This window comes from Sporomusa acidovorans (assembly GCF_900101845.1).
Lineage (GTDB): Bacteria > Bacillota > Negativicutes > Sporomusales > Sporomusaceae > Sporomusa > Sporomusa acidovorans.
Map to the genome: position 1 here is coordinate 1 of NZ_FNAM01000017.1, position 19,703 is coordinate 19,703.

General features: G+C 43.3%; 21 protein-coding genes and 1 other RNA gene. 1 reads left to right on the forward strand and 21 read right to left on the reverse strand.

The genetic code is table 11. The features are described 5' to 3' along the window. Positions 1–106: 106 nt before the first annotated feature. The 17 genes from BLR65_RS12790 to BLR65_RS12870 all read right to left on the reverse strand — a co-directional run bounded on the left by BLR65_RS12790 (position 107) and on the right by BLR65_RS12870 (position 14,408). Positions 107–1,726, reverse strand: a complete 1,620-nt coding sequence (locus BLR65_RS12790) for a peptidoglycan D,D-transpeptidase FtsI family protein (RefSeq protein WP_245692742.1) — start codon at positions 1,724–1,726, stop codon at positions 107–109. A 113-nt stretch (positions 1,727–1,839) separates the two neighbouring features. Then, positions 1,840–2,061, reverse strand: coding sequence for a DUF4911 domain-containing protein (locus BLR65_RS12795; protein WP_093794582.1), 222 nt, complete (start codon positions 2,059–2,061; stop codon positions 1,840–1,842). Continuing rightward, positions 2,058–3,296, reverse strand: coding sequence for a peptidase U32 family protein (locus BLR65_RS12800; RefSeq protein WP_093794583.1), 1,239 nt, complete (start codon positions 3,294–3,296; stop codon positions 2,058–2,060). The genes BLR65_RS12795 and BLR65_RS12800 overlap by 4 nt, the downstream gene beginning before the upstream one ends. Then, on the reverse strand, positions 3,293–3,901 hold the full coding sequence (locus tag BLR65_RS12805; protein WP_093794584.1) for an O-methyltransferase: 609 nt from the start codon (positions 3,899–3,901) through the stop codon (positions 3,293–3,295). The genes BLR65_RS12800 and BLR65_RS12805 overlap by 4 nt, the downstream gene beginning before the upstream one ends. Beyond that, a complete protein-coding gene (gene mltG / locus BLR65_RS12810) occupies positions 3,901–4,914 on the reverse strand; it encodes an endolytic transglycosylase MltG (RefSeq protein WP_245692744.1) in 1,014 nt (337 codons plus the stop codon). Before mltG ends, BLR65_RS12805 begins: the two co-directional genes overlap by 1 nt. Before the next feature lie 82 nt (positions 4,915–4,996). After that, the gene (locus BLR65_RS12815) at positions 4,997–5,335 is read right to left on the reverse strand and encodes a DUF1292 domain-containing protein (RefSeq protein ID WP_093794585.1); all 339 of its coding nucleotides are present in this window, start codon (positions 5,333–5,335) and stop codon (positions 4,997–4,999) included. 81 nt (positions 5,336–5,416) lie between these two features. Further along, on the reverse strand, positions 5,417–5,836 hold the full coding sequence (gene ruvX, locus BLR65_RS12820) for a Holliday junction resolvase RuvX (RefSeq protein WP_093794586.1): 420 nt from the start codon (positions 5,834–5,836) through the stop codon (positions 5,417–5,419). A 209-nt stretch (positions 5,837–6,045) separates the two neighbouring features. Next, entirely contained in the window at positions 6,046–6,303 is a 258-nt protein-coding gene (locus BLR65_RS12825; protein ID WP_093794587.1) for an IreB family regulatory phosphoprotein, read from the reverse strand. 123 nt (positions 6,304–6,426) lie between these two features. Further along, the gene (gene alaS, locus BLR65_RS12830) at positions 6,427–9,045 is read right to left on the reverse strand and encodes an alanine--tRNA ligase (protein ID WP_093794588.1); all 2,619 of its coding nucleotides are present in this window, start codon (positions 9,043–9,045) and stop codon (positions 6,427–6,429) included. 94 nt (positions 9,046–9,139) lie between these two features. Then, complete coding sequence (locus tag BLR65_RS12835; RefSeq protein WP_093794589.1) at positions 9,140–10,165, reverse strand: AI-2E family transporter; 1,026 nt, start codon at positions 10,163–10,165, stop codon at positions 9,140–9,142. A gap of 60 nt (positions 10,166–10,225) precedes the next feature. Beyond that, positions 10,226–10,429, reverse strand: coding sequence for a hypothetical protein (locus BLR65_RS12840; RefSeq protein ID WP_144036425.1), 204 nt, complete (start codon positions 10,427–10,429; stop codon positions 10,226–10,228). Between the two features lies 1 nt (position 10,430). After that, the gene (locus BLR65_RS12845) at positions 10,431–10,628 is read right to left on the reverse strand and encodes a hypothetical protein (RefSeq protein ID WP_093794591.1); all 198 of its coding nucleotides are present in this window, start codon (positions 10,626–10,628) and stop codon (positions 10,431–10,433) included. A gap of 10 nt (positions 10,629–10,638) precedes the next feature. After that, positions 10,639–11,151, reverse strand: a complete 513-nt coding sequence (locus BLR65_RS12850) for a PRC-barrel domain-containing protein (RefSeq protein ID WP_093794592.1) — start codon at positions 11,149–11,151, stop codon at positions 10,639–10,641. A gap of 97 nt (positions 11,152–11,248) precedes the next feature. Then, complete coding sequence (gene mnmA, locus BLR65_RS12855) at positions 11,249–12,343, reverse strand: tRNA 2-thiouridine(34) synthase MnmA (protein ID WP_093794593.1); 1,095 nt, start codon at positions 12,341–12,343, stop codon at positions 11,249–11,251. 7 nt (positions 12,344–12,350) lie between these two features. After that, positions 12,351–12,722, reverse strand: a complete 372-nt coding sequence (nifU, locus tag BLR65_RS12860; protein WP_093794594.1) for a Fe-S cluster assembly scaffold protein NifU — start codon at positions 12,720–12,722, stop codon at positions 12,351–12,353. Positions 12,723–12,761: 39 nt separating this feature from the next. Then, complete coding sequence (gene nifS / locus BLR65_RS12865) at positions 12,762–13,970, reverse strand: cysteine desulfurase NifS (protein ID WP_093794595.1); 1,209 nt, start codon at positions 13,968–13,970, stop codon at positions 12,762–12,764. 9 nt (positions 13,971–13,979) lie between these two features. Then, positions 13,980–14,408 (reverse strand): RrF2 family transcriptional regulator, encoded by a 429-nt coding sequence (locus tag BLR65_RS12870; RefSeq protein ID WP_093794596.1) that lies wholly within the window; start codon positions 14,406–14,408, stop codon positions 13,980–13,982. A gap of 278 nt (positions 14,409–14,686) precedes the next feature. Between BLR65_RS12870 and BLR65_RS12875 the strand changes: the two genes are divergently transcribed. Continuing rightward, the gene (locus BLR65_RS12875) at positions 14,687–15,976 is read left to right on the forward strand and encodes a replication-associated recombination protein A (protein WP_211285133.1); all 1,290 of its coding nucleotides are present in this window, start codon (positions 14,687–14,689) and stop codon (positions 15,974–15,976) included. Positions 15,977–16,038: 62 nt separating this feature from the next. Here the strand turns inward: BLR65_RS12875 and BLR65_RS29065 are convergent, their stop codons facing one another. The 4 genes from BLR65_RS29065 to hisS form a co-directional block, all read right to left on the reverse strand. Further along, positions 16,039–16,218 (reverse strand): hypothetical protein, encoded by a 180-nt coding sequence (locus tag BLR65_RS29065; RefSeq protein ID WP_143122573.1) that lies wholly within the window; start codon positions 16,216–16,218, stop codon positions 16,039–16,041. 115 nt (positions 16,219–16,333) lie between these two features. Beyond that, positions 16,334–16,515: non-coding RNA, 6S RNA (gene ssrS / locus BLR65_RS12880), on the reverse strand. Between the two features lie 93 nt (positions 16,516–16,608). Then, complete coding sequence (aspS, locus tag BLR65_RS12885; protein WP_093794674.1) at positions 16,609–18,396, reverse strand: aspartate--tRNA ligase; 1,788 nt, start codon at positions 18,394–18,396, stop codon at positions 16,609–16,611. A gap of 41 nt (positions 18,397–18,437) precedes the next feature. Next, positions 18,438–19,703, reverse strand: coding sequence for a histidine--tRNA ligase (gene hisS / locus BLR65_RS12890; protein WP_093794597.1), 1,266 nt, complete (start codon positions 19,701–19,703; stop codon positions 18,438–18,440).

Genomic DNA, 19,703 nt, shown 5'->3' on the forward strand with positions numbered 1-19,703 from the left:
AAAGTCCTTTTTAATCCCTGCCTTTTTTCATGAACATGCCCTGAGTTACCTGATAGCTATATAGTATCCAATACCGATTTACAAGCAGACAGAAGAAAATCTTATGCTAGCTTTTAAGAATTTTCTCGGCTATTTCATGAAAAATTGGTGCAGCGACATTACTTCCGGACATTCCTTCCTCAACAAAAACCACAATAACATATTGGGGATGATCGAGTGGGGTGTAACCGGCAAACCAGGCATGGTTTATCCCTTTTCCAATGGTATTCGTACGGCCGGTTTCAGCTGAACCGGTCTTACCCGCTGAGCCAAATTCCTTCACATAGGCGGCCTGGCCAGTTCCATATTGGGTAACAGCTGTCATCATTTTTTTCAATTTTTCGGCTGTTTGTCTGCCAATTATTCGTTTACCAGGCTGTGACTGGAAATTCTTTATAACTGCTCCGTCGGAATTTGTGAAGCTTCTGACGATATAGGGTTCGACTTTAATACCGTCATTTACAATCGTGGCCACTGTCTGGGCAATCTGCAACGGTGTTGCTTCACAAAAGCCTTGACCAATAGCTAAATTAGCCAGATCACCCGGGTACAACAGATCAGCTTCTGGCAAGTTTCCCCCACTTTCACCTAAAAAGCCAAGACTGGTCTTGGAACCATAACCAAACTTTGCAGCCATAGAGATAAGCTTTTCGGCCCCTAATTTTAAAGCTACTTCAATAAATATAGGGTTACTGGAATGCGCCAAAGCATCTGTAATAGTAAGATACCCTTTTGCACCTTTTTCATAATCCCAGCCTTGAAATCTGACATTATTGACATCAATATAGCCAGGATCGTAAAATACATCGTCCATTTTCACCATTTTGTTTTCAAGGGCAGCGGCAGCTACAACCAGCTTAAAAACCGAACCAGGCTGATAGGCGGAAATAGCCCGATTTAACAAAGGTGCACTACTTTGCCCAAAATAATTGCTGAGATTATTTGCGTCGAAACCCGGCCTCGACGCCATGGCGAGGATTTCTCCGGTAGTAGGCCGCATCACAATTACCGCCCCTTTAACAATACTCAGGTCCATGGATTCTTCGACTTTTTGCTGAATGTTTTTGTCAATTGTTAAAACTACATTATTTTCTCTATTGCCAATGTCCAATTTCAACCGTTTATAGCCTAACCCGGGAATAATCTGCTGGCCTGCATCTACAATGGCAGCAACATATTCCGCTTGATTACCGCGCAAAAATTCGTCATACATCCCTTCAATTCCGCTTACCCCTTTATTATCGGCGGAATTAATATAGCCTATAATATGGGATGCCAATAATCCCTGACCATAACGAACTTTCTCTGCGATTGCCACAATCCCGGGAATTTGCATGGCATTTATTTTTTGAGCAGCTTCACTGCTGATGCCTTTAACCAACCTAAAAGGATATTCATTGGTATGAAGGCTATCAACAACATCCTCCAACTGCTCACTAGATAAATCCAAAATATTTTTTAGCTTAACTAGTTGTTGTGTTGTCGTTTTTGGGAGTTGTCCGGGAAATACTACCACGCTGTACTGCTTAGCGGTATTGGTCAACGGTTGGTAATTGCGATCCAATATTTCGCCCCGTGCAACCTCTATCGGCAGTTCCTGAACACGAATATTCAGGCCTTCCAGTGCCAGTTGCCGTCCGTGAATAACTTGAAGATAAAACAGCTTTGCACCTAACAAGCTTGACATGATCAAAAAAAATAAAACCAGCCGATAAATGCGTATACTGGAATAAGCCATACCAACACCTTCTATAAGCTAGATAGGTATAGTATGGCTTATACAGGCAAACAGTTATTCAGTCAGCTAACGCTTACATGCTGGATTTCTATGGGGAGATGTGCCAATATTTCACGGACTTCGCTTATCGTATCCGGTGTCGTACGGATGATCAATAATCCTTTGTTGCGATCAAGAGTACTCACCACTCCTAAGTATTCGTATCCTTCCATAATTCGATTTACGTAATTAACGTATCTAGGCTCAACCTGGATATAGATTGGTTTATCATTCGTGGTATTCATGCTCTTTCCCGCCTTATTTCAGGCCGCCTAAGCATAGCATAAGGCACAACCGGTCTCGCCACCGGCATTGTCACAATTTGCTGCGGATGCGGCGCTACCTGAATAGAATTCCCCTCTGCATCAAACATTTGGGTTATTGTTTGCACGAAATTTTCAGCACCAGGCTGCATAATTTCAATTGTTTCGCCAACTTTCATATTATTGCGCTGTTCCACTACCGCCATCCCGGTCTCTGCATGATACTTCCTAACAAGTCCGATAAAATCGTGGGTTTGCATATAACTGGATGATGCATAGATTTGGTCTTGCGCAGTTGTTTTGTTAAAATAAAAACCTGTTGTATACTCCCGATGCGATACCTTTTGCAATTCGTCAAGCCATTTTTGTTGGTCGTCCGCAGATACTGATGAACGCGCATAACTGTCAATCGCTTCCCGATAAGCTTTAACAACGGTAGCAACATAATGAACACTTTTCATCCGGCCTTCAATTTTGAAACTGCTCAGTCCACTAGCAATCAGTTCTGGTAAATGGTTGATGAGACATAAATCCTTAGAATTAAATATGTAGGTGCCCCGCTCGTCTTCCTGTACCGGCAGGTAAACGCCAGGACGGCTTTCTTCCATGACATGGTATTTCCAGCGGCATGGCTGCGCGCATTCTCCCCGATTGGAATCACGACCTGTTAGATAATTGCTGATCAGACATCTGCCCGAATAAGACATGCACATAGCTCCGTGAACAAAAGCTTCAAGCTCAATCTCAACCTTTTGGCGAATCAGTTTTATATCAGCCAAAGATATTTCCCGTGCCAGCACTACCCGCGACGCACCCAATTCCTGCCAAAACCGGACGGCAGACCAATTGGTGTTATTTGCTTGTGTGCTAATATGAATAGGCAAATTGGGAGTTATTTGGCGGGCAATGCGAAATATGCCAGGGTCAGATACAATGATTGCGTCGGCACCAATTTTAGCAACATATTTTAAATAATCGGGCAAATTAATCAAATCATTATTGTGGGGGAAAATATTAATTGTAATATAGGCCTTCTTGCCAAGACTATGAGCAAAGCGAATTCCCTGTTCAAGTTCAGCCTCATCAAAATTGTCACTAAACGCCCGTAAGCCAAACGCTTTCCCCCCCATATACACGGCATCGGCACCATAAATAAGCGCCATTTTAAGTTTTTCCAAATTTCCGGCAGGAGCTAAAAGCTCTGGTTTAATTTTCATAAATTTGTCTCTCCCCGGTAGCGCGATACGGCCATTCCATCGCCAATATGATATACCTTCGTTTTAAAACGCGGGTCACAAGTAACAAAATCAAGGTATGCCTTTAGGCGTTTAACAATTGTCCTAAACCTTCTCGGAGCCTCATTATTTAATATCCAGCCGCGAAATAACACATTATCAGCGATAATAACGGCTCCTGGTGACAGTTTGTCCATAACCTTCCGCAAATAATCCAAATATTGACCCTTGGCGGCATCGATGAATACTAAATCGTATTTGCCGCCTACTGCTGGTACAACTTCACCGGCATTGCCAGTAATTATTTCTATTTGCTCTAAAACCCCTGCTTTTGTTAAAAAGTGCTTAGCCATGACTATTCGCTCTTCATCCTGCTCAATGGTTACAACTTTGCCTCCCGGTGCTAGGTTTGCAGCCAGCAATAACGTCGAATAACCAATTGCCGTCCCTATTTCCAAAACTAATTTAGGGTTTGCCTCAGCAGTTATTTTCGTGAATAATTGAGCGCTTTCCCGGTTGATAATCGGTACATTATATTTCTCGGCATAAGCTTCCATTTCCGTCAAAACAGCATTAAGCCTGTCCATTATATCTGCACCTGGTTAATCGCAGCCAAATGTTCTTCATAGGTTCTGCTAAAATGATGCCGGCCCTGCTTATCAGCCACAAAATACAAATAATCTGTTTTATCAGCGGTAAGAACGGCTTTAATTGCGTCCATACCGGGATTGGCAATAGGTCCTGGCGGCAGCCCGGTAGACTGATACGTGTTATAAGGAGAGGCAATTTGAGTATCCTGAATGGTTAGTTCAGGTTTAGGATAACCAATAATATACTGAATGGTCGCACAGGACTGCAAAGGCATATCCTGCTTTAGGCGATTGGCAAAAACCCCAGCAATGATCGGCTGCTCGTCTTTTAATTTAGCTTCTTTTTCAATAAGTGAAGCCAAAATAATGGCATCCCGGATAGAAAGTCCTCTTCTGGCAGCTTCTTGCCGAATTTCCGGGGTTAATTTGGCATCAAATTGTTTTACCATCATGGTAAGGATTTCTTCTTCAGTAGCACCTTTGACCACACGATAAGTATCAGGAAAGATAAATCCCTCCGCACTGTATTTCGTATTAGGGTTAGGTGCCATATAAAGAAATGGCGCATAACTTTTAGCTAAGGTTTTAAACCTATCAGGATTGGCCAGTTTTTTTTCTGCCAATAAATCTGCAATTTGATCAACCGTATAGCCTTCGGGAATAGTAATTTGCTGATAAGCGGTTTGGCCCTGAGTCATCATCGTAAGTATTTGCCTTACTGACATGGACGGACTCAAAGAGTATTCCCCTGCTTGCAGTGAATTTTCAAGGCCCTGTAGTTTGGCCGCAAATCGAAACACAAAAGGATTTTTTATGAGATGTTGTCTTTCCAATTCTTCGGCAATAACCTTTGCCGAAGTGCCTGCTTTAATATTTACAATCACTGGCTCCCCCGTCCTGCTAACAGGCTGAGTAAGCGTCCAGCCAATAATCGCGCTAAAACTGAGAATACTAGCAGCGGCTATGCCAATTATCATTTTTTTTGAGATTAAAACGTTCAGGATTACCATTCACTATCCCCCTTTCAAGTTAAGCTGGCAAATACTATTATAATTCTGTTTGACCAAAAAAAGAAGCCGGATCGGCTTCTTTTTACTCTTCCTCGTCTTCAAAAACTAATTCTTCATAAGCTTTACGGACTTCTTCAAACTCTTCGTCAGTTGGATCTACGTAAATTTCTTCGCCATCTTCATCCACGTCGATACGGGCAATAAACACATCGGTTTCGTCATTGCAACCGCAGTCGCAACTGTCGTCACCGCATTCACAACCTTCATCATCAACGTCGATTGGTACTAATATAGCGAAACGTTTGTCACCAACAGGAACAATCATATCTTCGCGATAATAGTATTCGTTACCTTCTTCATCCGTCATGACTACTACCGGCTCATCAAAATCCATAGCCTCGTCTTTTTCATTCTCAGACATTTCTTCACCTCTTTTTACACATACGCAATGTAATTGTATCTTAGAAAACATATCCTGTCAAGGAAACCTATAGAAGGAAAATTACCCTCGCGGTAAGCTATCAAGATATCCCTGTAAAATGAATACAGCTGCCATTTTGTCAATAACTTGACGTCGTTTGGCTCGGCTAACATCAGCGGCAATTAACGATTTCTGTGCTGCGACGGTAGACAATCGCTCATCCCAAAATGCAGTGTCAATATTGGGAATAGCTTTGACCAGGGCCTTAGCAAATTCCTTTACAAGCTCGCCTCTTGGCCCAATGGTGCCATTCATATTTTTGGGTAACCCAATGATGACAAGCCCGACTTGATACTGATCAATAAGCTCGCTGAGCCGTTTGAAATCTCTAGTCGGCGATGTCCTGCGAATTACCTCAACCCCTTGTGCTGTTAACTTCAGTTCATCACAAACCGCTACTCCAATGGTTTTGTCCCCAACATCAAGTGCTAGTATACGCATTTATCCTCCAAATTATTACATTTTATTTAAAATTAGAATATGCAGCATTTAATTAAAATTGACCCCCCGCGTCAACTGGCAACCGAATAACGGTAGCGTTCTCGGCCAAAGGCCGGGTTGACTGCAAAGGGCCAATCTAAGTCGTAAGTCCTCCAAACTAGTCTCGATACAAATACATTACCTGTTTGTCCAAGTCTACAGCAATTCATTTATTTGTCTTTTAGATAGGCCCGTACCAACTCCTCAATAATTTCATCGCGTTCCAATTTGCGAATCAGTCCACGGGCATTATTATAGCTGGTTATATATGTCGGATCACCGGATAAAAGGTATCCGACCAACTGATTGATTGGGTTATAGCCTTTTTCATTTAATGCTTGATAAACAGTTGTCAAAATTACTTCTGCCGCATTGGTATCGTCGTTATTTACCTTAAACATCATTGTTTCCTGCGATATATTGGTCATGAAGCCTCCTCCTCCCTTATATTATCTACAAAGTATAGATCTATCTATTCTACTTATCGCTATGATTTTCCTGTTAGTTTTTTAAATTTTTACAGGCAGGCCACAAGCCTGCCTGTAAATCCGCTATTTTATTTGAGACTTAATTGTTTGCTCAGCCGTTTTAAGGGCTTCGTCAACTTTTTCCGGTTGTTTGCCGCCAGCTTGCGCCATATCCGGTCGGCCGCCACCGCCGCCACCGGCTACTTTCGCTGTTTCCTTTATAACTTGACCGGCGTGAATGCCTCTGGCAACACAGTCAGCAGTAGCCATAGCGATAAAATTAACCTTCTCACCACTAACGGCCCCAAGAACCACTACTCCGGATTGCAGACGATCACGAATCATATCACCGGTTGCCCGCAAATTCTCCATATCAGCAGCAACTACTTGCCCAACTACAACTTGAACACCATTTATTGTCTTCGCAGCGGCTAAGAGATCCTGCACTTCATTTTTTGCCAGTTTTGTATGTAAGGCGCCAATTTCTTTTTCAAGTTCGCGTACGCGATCGTTAAGCGTATCGATTCGCGCAACAATTTCTTCAGGACGAGTCTTTAACGCAGCGGCAGCTTCTTTAAGCAGTTCATTTTGCGACTTCAGATATTCGTGCGCCCCATACCCCGTAACCGCCTCAATTCGCCGCAAACCGGCCCCGATACCGGCCTCGCTGACGATTTTGAATAAACCTATTTCGGCTGTTGAACTAACATGTGTACCGCCGCAAAGTTCTTTGCTAAAATCGCCAACAATGACTACCCGCACCCGTTCACCGTATTTTTCTCCAAAGAGAGCCATGGCTCCCATTTCTTTAGCAACCTCTTGCGTTGTCTCGATGATCGCTAAATTGGTATTACTTAAAATTACCTCATTGACAATTCGTTCAACTTCAGTTAACTGTTCAGTCGTAACCGGTGCAAAATGTGTAAAGTCAAATCGTAGCCTGCTGCTGTCAACAGAAGAACCTGCCTGATTGACATGTTCACCCAAAACCTGCTTTAAAGCAGCTTGAAGTAAATGGGTAGCTGTATGATTGCGGGCAATATGGCGGCGTCTGGTTACATCAACAAACAATTTTGCCGGATCACCAGTTTTAAGCGATCCCTCCGTAATGTGCCCCATGTGATAGATAGTTCCATCTGGTAATTTCCGTGTATTAGTAACTTCAAATTTACCAAGCCCACTGGTAATTGTGCCGGTATCGCCAACCTGGCCGCCACCTTCTGCATGGAATGGGGTAACATCCAAAATTACTGCAATTTCCTCGCCGTCAAAGGCTTCCGGCACAACTTTTCCGTCTTTTAAAATTAAAACTACTTTCGCACTTTCTGCATCCGGATTAGCGTGTAAGGATTCTGTCACCAAACCGGATAGGTCAGGGATAACTACCCGCTCTTCGCTATCCTGGCGAGCGGCACGGGCCCGTTCACGCTGCTCGGCCATAGCCTGGTCAAATCCCTGTTTATCTAAAGACATAGTATGCTCATTTAAAATTTCTTCTGTAAGTTCCCAGGGAAAACCAAACGTATCATATAGTTTAAAAGCCATTGCCCCGTCAAATACTTTTTTACCTGCTTGCGCCAGTTCCTGGACATGCTTATTCAATAATTCTATTCCTTGCGCCAAAGTGGCGTGAAAACGTTCTTCCTCCAACTGAATAACTTTCTTTATGTAGACTTTTTTATCATTAATATCCGGATACGCCTCGGCCAAAATATTGGCGGCAATATCCACAATTTCCGTTAAAAATGGTTTTTCAATTCCCAGCAAGCGGCCATGTCTGACCGCCCGGCGAAGAATTCTCCGCAAAACATAGCCGCGCCCTTCATTAGAAGGTAGTACACCATCGCCAATCATTACGGTCATACTCCGGCCATGATCGGCAATCACCTTGAGAGAAACATCAATCTTGTCTGACTGTCCATAAGTAACCCTGGCCAATTTTGCGGTATATTCAATAATCGGATACAATAAATCGGTTTCAAAATTAGAGCGCTTATTTTGCAACACAGAGGCAATTCTTTCAAGCCCGGCACCGGTATCAATATTTTTCTTGGCAAGTGGAGTATAGTTTCCAGCTTCGTCCCTATCAAACTGAGTAAATACCAGATTCCATATTTCCAGATATCGATCACAGTCACAGCCAACCATGCAATCCGGTTTGCCGCAGCCTCTCTCTTCACCTAGATCAATATGAATTTCGGAACAAGGCCCGCAAGGTCCGGGGCCAATTTCCCAGAAGTTTTCCTCCATCCGGATAATTCGCTCAGCCGGTATCTTAATCAGATTGTGCCAAATGTCAAAAGCTTCATCATCACTTGTATGAATGGTAATCCAGAGTTTATCCTTAGGCAATTCCAGATACTCTGTTAAAAATTCCCATGCCCAGGAAATCGCTTCTTTTTTAAAATAATCGCCAAATGAGAAATTGCCTAACATTTCAAAAAAAGTATGATGGCGCGCCGTCCGGCCAACATTTTCAATATCCCCTGTACGAACACATTTTTGGCTTGTTGAAATCCGCGGATGTGGCGGCTTCATTTTGCCGGTAAAAAAAGGTTTAAATGGTGCCATGCCTGCGCCAATAAGCAGTAAGGTCGGATCATTTTCAGGAATAAGCGAAGAACTTGGCTGAATTAAATGATCTTTACTCGCAAAAAAATCCAGAAACATTTTTCTAAGTTCGTTTCCGGTCAATTGTTTCAAACTAATCAGCTCCAATGTACTAAAATTAATCCATTATTCTGGTGGAATTATACTACAATTTAAGATTTAGTGTCAATATTTGGTGCAGGAATCGCTAAACCAATAACTTAATACTATGCTTTACCAGGACTTTTCCTACCGCCGCTATAGGCACACCCACCAACATGCCAATAATACCGAATAATTCGCCGCCGGCAAACAAAAAAAAGATGACGGTAAGCGGATGAAGTCCGACATTCTCCCCTAAAATCTTCGGGCTGATAATACTCCCTTCGAGCTGATGAATGACAAAAAACAGCACAGCCACTTTCATAGCCAGCAGAGGAGATTCCAATAAAGCCAGAGTTATCGCCGGCGTCGCGCCGATAAATGCGCCAAAATACGGAATAACATCAAGCAAGCCGGCAGCAATACCAATCAGCAGGGCAAACGGAACTTTAAAATAATAAAGTCCGGAACTGACCAAAATCCCAACAATAACGGCAATTGTTATTTGGCCCCGAATAACTCCGTTCAGCACTTTATCAATATCTTTGAGCGCCAATGCAAATTCCTGCCGCCAACGTCCCGGAACAAATAATTGAAATTTATCTTTTATTTCGCGCCAGTCATGTAAAAAGTAAAAAGCCAATATGGGAGTAATGGCAATTCCTATAAAGTGGCTAATTAATCCCATTATACCATTTGCTAACTCGCGGGCAAATAGCTGCCCTTCTCTTTGGATTGATAATATTGTGTCATCAATAGCTACTCGCATGGAGTAAGGCAAAGACGAATTTTGATAATGGCTCTGAATAAGATAAAATAACTCCTCGCTTTTTTGCAAAATATGCGGCAGTTCTCCGGCAAAGCTTTCCAAATCACGAAGGATTATCGGGACAAGGCGGGCTCCACCGAAAAGAAGGATGCTAAATAAAGCAACATACAACAGGATAATCGCCAGCCCTCTGGACAAGCCTTTTCCCTCAAGATAGCATACGGCCGGGTTAAGCAAATAGGCAAGAAGCAGGGCAATAATAAATGGATATAATCCACTGCGGACAAGCCAGAAGAAATACATAACTGCCAATAGCGCCAGAAAAAGGATGCATATTCTAACATGCTTTTTGGTAAGCTGCATAGATTCCTCCTTTTGTCAATAAAAAAAGGAAGACCGCACAGGCCTCCCTATTACCGGACACTAACCCAGCCTTTTCATTAACCGCTTTCGCGCCCGGCGTGCGCCTCGCATTAAATCGCGGGTAGTGTCCGTAATCGTGTCAGCACTACATTCAAACAGTGGTTTTTTCTGTGGCTTTTTCGTCATGGGACCTATGATGGCGCCAACTGCTGTTCCTAGAATTCCACCAAAGACTAGTCCTTGCCAAAACTTACTGCGCATCATATCACCCCTTTTGTACCTCTAAATTAACAGTACTCTGTGCCGTATCGTTATATAGAGTTAACGTACCGTCAGCCTCGACATTAAAAATCTTTAAATCCTGATCCCGTACTACAAACTCTACACAACAATCCCAACAGTAGTACTGGCCGGCACCGACTTTGCCTATCCCCCGCTTTCCGCATACAGGACAAGTTGTCATAAACTACACCTCACACCTCTTTGGATTCAGGTATAAGAAGACTGGTCATAGTATCAGGAACAATTAGCCTCTCCTGACCAACAACTTGAGCTTGCGGCAATGGCATAAGTTTACGGCCGTACAATAAATCAATAATTAGGCCGTCAGAAAGTTCATATGCCTTTATCTCTCCTGTAGCATCGTCAAATAGAGCGTCAACCAATATGCCTAAACACAACCCGGTATCTGTATAAATTTGCTTATCCAGCAAGTTACAAAGATAATAAACAGTCCCCGGCATCCTTGCCGGTGTTAACTCCTGTACGGCATAAGCGGTGCGAAGCATAATAGCATCTTTACCAACCCTGCACACATCTTTAAACATAACGCCTTGATTGTTGGTAAACAAATTAGCGTCCACAAGAACAATACCACGGACAACAGCCTGTTCCAAGTCAAGAATTACTTCTTTTACCTCGCCAATCTGAGTGCCGGTCTCTGTGACAAGTACCGGCAGGCCTAACAAATTACGCAATTTTTCCATACAGTAAGGCCTCCAGAACAGATTGTACTATTAGTATGACCATTATCGAGACTGTTTATAGCAACATTTGCTCTGTAACGCTTTTTGCATACCCAATTTACTTGACCGTTTTTGTTATAATTCCACCACCAACAACAATATCATCGTGATAAAATACTACAGACTGACCAGGGGTAATCGCTCGCTGCGGAGCAACGAACTTTACATGCACTTGTCCATTTTCGAGAGGAAACAGCATAGCCTGAGCGGGAGATGCATTATAGCGAATCTTAGCCTCAACAGCCAGCGATTGATCCAATGCATCTATGCTAATAAAATTGAGGTCACCGGCAATCAGTTCGGAAGCAAACACATCCTGGTCGGAGCCAACGACCACCTCATTACGCTTGGCATCAAGCGCAACTACGTATAAAGGGTTGCCTACCGCTAAGCCAAGACCTTTGCGTTGGCCAACCGTATATAACTGCACCCCTTGGTGTTTGCCAAGAATATTGCCGGCAAGATCTACTATATTTCCCGGCTTCAACGATTCAGGAATACGCTTTTTTAAATAGGCCTTATAGTCGTCATTGGGTACAAAGCAAATTTCCTGGCTGTCAGGCTTGTCCGCAACCGATAACCCCAGTTCTCTGGCCATCTTTCTGGTTTCTGTCTTGGCAAATCGGCCAAGAGGCATTAAAAAATGCCTGAGCGTATATTGATTCAGGTGATATAAAGCATAAGACTGGTCTTTGGTAAGATCTATGCCTTTCCGCAAAATGTAGCGCTTACGGCTGTCATCATACATGATTTGGGCATAGTGGCCGGTAGCTACATATTGTGCACCTAACGCCAGCGCTTTAGATAATAAGCCTTCAAACTTTACATAGCGGTTACAGGCAATACAAGGGTTAGGCGTCCTGCCTGCTGAATATTCCGTTATAAAATAATTGACCACTGTATCTTGAAACATATCTCTAAAATTAAGTACATAATAGGGAATTCCCAGTTTGTTCGCAACTCTGCGGGCATCGTCAACAGCAGACAGCGAGCAACATCCCCTGCTATCAGGATCTCTATTTTCCTGATCTTTTTCCCATATTTGCATGGTAGCGCCAATTACGTCATAGCCTTGATGAACAAGAAGGGCGGCAGTTAACGAACTGTCCACCCCTCCGCTCATGGCCACAACCACTCTGGGCTTATCAGCCATTTATGAATCACTTTCCTTTTTTAGCAATGTAGTCTTTAATTGCTTCGTGCAGTGCGTCAGCCGCCAGATTGGAACAGTGCATCTTGGCCGGTGGCAAACCGCCTAAGGCTTCAGCGACAGCCTGATTGGAAATCTCCAAGGCTTCGTCCAGTCTTTTGCCCTTAACCATTTCAGTCACCATACTGCTTGTTGCAATAGCGGCCCCACAGCCAAAGGTTTTAAACTTTACGTCTTTTATAATATCATCTTCTACTTGCAGATAAATTCTCATAATATCGCCACACTTGGAGTTACCGACTTCGCCAATACCGTTGGCGTCTTTTATCTCTCCTACATTACGAGGATTGGAGAAATGATCCATAACTTTTTCATTATACATAGTTATTCTCTCCTCTAAGTTAAATTAAATAATAGATCATCAATGATGATGGCAACTGGAGCAAGGGTTAGAAGGTTTTAGTTGCGCAGCGCTGCCATATAAGGGGGACATACTACGCAGTTTTTCCACAATTTCGGGTACAATGCCTAAGAAATAATCTACTTCTTCTTCTGTGTTTCCCCGTCCAAGTGTTACCCGTAAAGAACCATGCGCAACCTCATGCGGCAACCCCATAGCTAACAGTACGTGAGACGGGTCCAGGGAACCTGATGTACAGGCAGAACCACTTGACGCAGCAATTCCCTTCATATCAAGATTTAGCAGTAACGATTCTCCTTCGATATAGAGAAAGCTGAAATTTACGTTACCAGGCATTCTTGATTCCGGATGACCGTTAAGTTTAATATGGGGAACTTTCTCCGTAATGGTAGTAATTATTTTATCGCGCAAGCCTTGAATATAAGTAACTTTCTCTTCCATATCGCGTTTGGCAATTTCAGCGGCTTTTCCCAGACCAACGATTCCCGGAACATTTTCGGTACCGGCGCGTAAATTGCGTTCGTGGCCGCCGCCATGCTGGATTTCCTCAACCCTTACGCCACGGCGGATATAGAGAGCACCTATTCCCTTGCTGGCATGAAATTTGTGTCCAGACATAGTCAGTAAATCTATATTCAGTTCTTTAACATCGATAGGATAGTTACCGGCAGCCTGTACAGCATCTGTATGGAAATAAATCCCTTTTTCTTTGGCAAGTTGTCCGATTTCCTTGATTGGCTGAATTGTGCCAACTTCATTATTGGCAAACATGACACTAATCAGGATTGTTTGATCTGTTATTGCATTTTTTAAATCTTCCATGCGGATCATTGCATTTTCGTCAACCGGTAAATAAGTTACGGAAAAGCCTTGTTTCTCCAGATATTCACAAGTATGCAAAATAGCATGGTGTTCAATGGCAGTAGTAATGATGTGGTTGCCTTTCTTGCGATTTGCATAAGCCACACCCTTAAGGGCCAGATTGTCACCTTCAGTGCCCCCGCTGGTAAAAAATATTTCATTAGGCGCGGCATTAATCAAAGCGGCTACTTTTTCACGGGCTTCTTCCAGTGCTTTGCGTGTTTCCCGGCCAAAAGCATGGACGCTGGAGGGATTGCCATATTTATCGGTCATATATTCCAGCATTAATTCGGCAACTTCCCGGTCAACCGGAGTCGTAGCCGAGTGGTCAAAATAAATACGCTTCATGGTAAGTACTCATTCCTTTCCCTGTTCTTCCTTACATAGATCGTCAAGAGTGATTGAATCCAATACTGCAGTGATACTATCTCTAACCTTAGCCCACACTCCCCGGGTTACACATATATCAACCCGTTCGCAGAAAGTTCTGCTGGCGTCATCAGCCAACAGACAATCTACGGGGGCAATTGGACCTTCCATAACTCGGATAATGTCACCGACTGAGATCTGTGCCGGTTCTTTAGTCAATGCATAACCACCTTGGGCACCGCGCACACTTTTCACATAGCCAGCTTTCCTTAGTGTACCCATTAACTGCTCAAGATAATGTTCAGATATTCCCTGACGTTGGGCAACACTTTTCAGGGAAATGGCACCTTGCCCATAATGGAGTGCCAAATCATACATTGCCGCCACACCATATCTACCCTTTGTTGACAATTTCACTGTAATCTCTCCCGCCCCGGCTTTTCCGACTATTATGATAGGTTTTCTTGATTTAAATATAACAGAATTACAAACAGTTGTCAAAGAAGAATGTGTATACTGGTTGCATTTCTATTAGTATAAGCTTTACTGTCATTTGGAATACTCGCCCGCCCGATAATCTTTAATTGACCATACACAGCAACCCTGCAGATATTTTTTATAAAAAAACATAAACGCCAAAGAGATGATATAATAAGGAAGATGCAGGATTCTCAACTTCAAAAGAAAGCTGCACAATGAAAGACATTAACCACGAAGGGATTTTTTTTATGGATCTTTTTGACTTTACGGCTAAGAAAAAAAATACGCATGAACCGCTTGCAGTTCGTATGCGGCCCCGAAATCTGGACGAATTCGTCGGTCAAAAGCATTTATTGGACAAGGGAAAGCTTTTACGCACGCTTATTGAATCCGACCAGATCCAGTCGATGATTCTGCAGGGACCACCCGCCACAGGTAAGACCACATTGGCGACAATTATAAGTTCCATGACAAATGCCGAGTTCGTTAAATTAAATGCGATTTCACTTGCAATCGCGGAACTCAGGTCTATACTGGAAAAGGCCCGCGAGAATCTCAAATATTACCAAAAGCGTACTATCGTTTTTATCGACGAAATTCACGCGATGAAATCCAATGTTCAAATGTCTCTTCTGCAGGCTGTAGAGGATGGTACATTCATCTTGATTGGAGCAACTACGGAGAGTGTTACGCATGACATAATCCCGCCATTAACCTCACGTTGCAAAGTCTACACCCTCTCCCCCCTGGCTCCAATTGATATCAAAAAAATTATTAATTCGGCACTTACTGATTCTGAACGCGGTCTTGGAAGCCACCAACTTAAAATTGACGAATCCGCCTTAAGCTACGTCGCTGATATCTGTAATGGTGATGTCAGGAGTGCGCTCAACGCTTTAGAAGTTGCCGCCTCTTCACTTAAAGACAACGAAACAATTGATCTCAATACAATTCAGCAGGCATTTGAATTCCGGCTTAACGGTATCTCCACGACTGATTTTTATGATCTTACATCTGCTTTCATAAAATCAATGCGTGGCAGCCAGACTAATGCGGCACTGTACTGGCTGGCTCGACTGTTGGTATCAGGCGTAGACCCTATTTTCCTAGCCCGCAGGATCGTAATTCATGCTGCTGAAGATGTCGGCTTGGCTAATCCTCAGGCACTTCAGATAGCTGTTGCGGCAAAACAAGCTGTAGAATTCATTGGTATGCCGGAAGCCCGCATTCCTTTGGCAGAAGCGGTTATCTATATCTCTGAAAGCCCTAAGTCCAACTCAGCCTACAAAGCAATTCATTCAGCATTAGAACTGGTCAAAAGGACCCATCCTTATCCGGTACCAAATCAGCTAAAAAATTCTACCGGTCTGTACGTCAATCCCATTGACACTCCTGGAACTCCCCTTGCTTATCTGCCGGTTGAATTAAATGAGCCGAGCCTCTACACACCACAGAATTCGGGAATGGAAGAAAAAATTTTTGCTAAATATAACCAAAAAGTTTAGCATTATTCTCCCACTATACGCGCCAGTATTTCAATCGTATGGTTAATATCTTCACGAACAATTCAATGATGGGTCACCATACGAATTTTATAATCGCCAAACTGACTTACTCTAACTCCCTGTTCTGCTAACCGAATGGATAATTCAGCGGCAGTTTTACCAAGCGGCCGCGTATCTAAAATAATGCGGTTTGCCAACAGGCAAAATAACCCGTCCGGCAACTGGTTATAGTGAAACGTCAATTATTGTCGAAAAATATTAAATTGTAAAATACGGCTACAATAAGTAAATAGACCATCATTGCGGCATTACCGTTAATGATGGTCTAACTGTAGATATATGAGGCATTAAGCACACCCAATCCCCACTATGCCGTACTGTCTCTGTTTTGAACCTGCCCGCGGCAGGTGGGTGCTCTCCTGATTATTTTATGTGTCCCCCAACGAACAAGGGCATACATGCTGTAACCAGAGCCAAGCTCCCGCAGTAAATGTGTTGGCTCAAAACATATAGACATTACACGCACACAGCAGGGTATGAGCGTGATTCTTTAGTTCGCTTTTTATATTATCAAATAAATCACACAATTGCAAGAGTTTCCGGTAAGGAATATTATTCCAACCGCATTTTTCTTACTTTTTTGCAACTACTGTTGATTTGATAAACAGTTCTTTAAGTTGGCGTGTCCCAACATCAGACGGTGCCTGCATCATCAAATCGGCAGCGCTTTGTGTCTTGGGGAAAGCGATTACATCCCGGATGGAAGCACGTTTCGCCATCAGCATTACTAACCGGTCTAGGCCAAAAGCAATGCCGCCATGGGGTGGCGTACCATACTCAAAGGCTTCCAGCAGGAAACCGAATTTTTCAAGCGCTTCTTCCGGTGAAAGACCAATCGCGGAAAACACCTTTTCCTGAATGCTGCGATTATAAATTCGCAGACTGCCACCGCCAAGTTCAATCCCGTTGAGCACCATATCATAGGCTTTGGCTTTAATTTTTCCTGGTTCTGCCCCTAAGTATTCTACATCCTCATCGCGGGGTGAGGTAAACGGATGATGCATGGCTACCCACCGTTTGTCCTCTTCATCAAATTCAAACATTGGAAAATCAGTAACCCACAAGAAAGAGAGTTTATCCGGATCTATTAAGTTAAGACGGCGTCCCATCTCCAAGCGGAGTTGTCCTAAAGCAGCGGCTACAACTTTGGGCTTATCGGCAACAAATAAAAGTAAATCGCCAGTTTCGGCCTGTGCAGCTGCCGTCATTTTATTGATCGTATCTTCACTGAAGAATTTGGTAATCGGTGATTTCAATCCTTCATGCGTGTAACAGATCCAGGCTAATCCTTTAGCGCCATAGGTAGCAACAAAGTCTACGAGACCGTCAAGTTCGCGGCGGGGTGCATTGGCATAGCCTTTAACATTTATACATTTAACCTGCCCGCCGTTTGCCAGTACCGTATCAAAGACTTTAAAACCTGAATTTCTAAAGATAGCCGATAGGTCAATGAGTTCCACGCCAAAACGAAGATCAGGCTTATCAGAGCCATAACGCGCCATAGCGTCCTCATAGTTTAACCGCGTAAATGGTGTAGCAACATCAGCACCGATGCATTCTTTAAATAAATAAGAAATCATTTGCTCCATGAGCGATAAAATTTCATCCCGCTCAATAAAGGACATTTCTATATCAAGCTGGGTAAATTCTGGCTGACGGTCGGCCCGGAGATCCTCATCACGGAAACAACGGGCAATTTGAAAATAACGTTCCATCCCGGCTACCATTAACAATTGCTTATAAATTTGCGGGGATTGCGGCAGGGCATAGAATTTTCCCGGATTTACACGGCTGGGAACCAGATAGTCCCTAGCGCCTTCCGGTGTGCTCTTAGTAAGAATTGGTGTTTCTATTTCCATAAAATTATGTTTGTCTAAAAAGTCCCGCATTGATTTGGTTACCCGATGTCTCAGTTTAAGATCCTGCTGCATTTCCGGACGCCGTAAATCCAGGTAACGGTATTTTAACCGTAAAATCTCGTCAACATCAATGTTGTCTTGAATATAAAAAGGTGGTGTTTTTGCCGTATTTAATATTCTCAATTCACTGCCATTGACTTCAATCATCCCTGTATCCATATTGGGATTAATCGTACTTTCGGAGCGAGCCTTTACAACACCGCATACAGCCAGTACATACTCATTACGAACCATCTCGGCCTTATTAAATGCGGTTTTATTAACATCAGGCGAAAATACCACCTGGACAATGCCAGAACGGTCACGCAAATCAACGAAAATAAGCCCGCCATGGTCACGGCGCCTTGAAACCCAGCCGCACAGGGTAACTTCCTCCCCTGTATGGTCCTTATTTAAATCATTGCAGGCATGAGTTCGTTTAAGCCCCTGCATGGTATCAATTGTATTTGTAGATTCATAGTCAGCTGTTCCCAGTTGTGACATTACTTCTCCATCCCCTCTGAAATCATGTGTACCAGTTCAGCCTTATTGATTAGTTCCTGGCTGCCCGTTTCCATGTTTTTTAACATTACTTTTTTCTCTGCTAACTCATTTTCGCCAATAAGCGCCACATATTTGGCCGGGTATTTATTGGCATACTTCATCTGCGCTTTCAAACTGCGGTTCATATAATCCATATCAGCAGCGATACCTGCTCGACGAAGTTCGGTTACTATCTGAAAAGCCATTGCCTGGGAGGCATCCCCCAACGGCGCAACAAAAACGTCAATCTCATTCTCGGTTGTAGGCAGCAAATCTTGCTTTTCCAGTGCTAAGAGTACCCGTTCAATTCCAATGGCAAAACCAATGCCGGGTGTTGGCTGCCCACCACACTCAGCAACCAGTCCGTCATAACGTCCGCCGCCACATACGGCGCTTTGCGCACCTAATGGCGAATACTGAATTTCAAAAGCAGTTTTAGTATAGTAGTCAAGTCCGCGTACCAATCGCGGATTTAACGCATACTGAATTCCCGCTGCCGTTAAAAGTTCTTTTAGACCGGCAAAATGACGGCTGCATTCCTCACATAGACAGTCTACCATGTGAGGAGCTCCTTGGGAATGTGTTACGCAAGTCTCATTTTTACAATCCAAAATGCGCATAGGGTTACGATCAAAGCGTGATTGACAATCTGAACACAAGTAAGATATTTTATCCCGGAAAAATTCCTGCAGCTTTGCGCGATAAATTGGCCGGCATTGCGGGCAGCCAACCGAATTAATGAGTAATTTTAAATCGCTTAGTCCTAGTTTATAAAAAAATTCTACAGCTAAGCTAATAATTTCCGCATCAATAGCCGGTCCCGGCGCACCAATGGCTTCAATGCCAAACTGGTGAAACTGCCGATAGCGGCCGGCTTGCGGACGATCATATCGAAACATGGGACCAATATAAAATAACTTCGTTGGCTGAGGTCCTCCATACATTTTATGCTCTAAATACGACCTAACAGCCGCTGCCGTATTTTCAGGCCGCAAGGTGACGCTGCGTTTTCCGCGATCAATAAAAGTATACATTTCTTTCTCAACAATATCAGTGGTCTCCCCAATACCACGCAAAAATAGTTCCGTGTGCTCAAAGATTGGGGTACGAATTTCCTGATAAGTAAACTTACGACATACTTGACGAATAATTTTTTCTACATACTGCCAGTTTTCGCTACTGCCAGGCAATATATCCTTGGTTCCCCGTGGTCCGGTTGTCAGCAT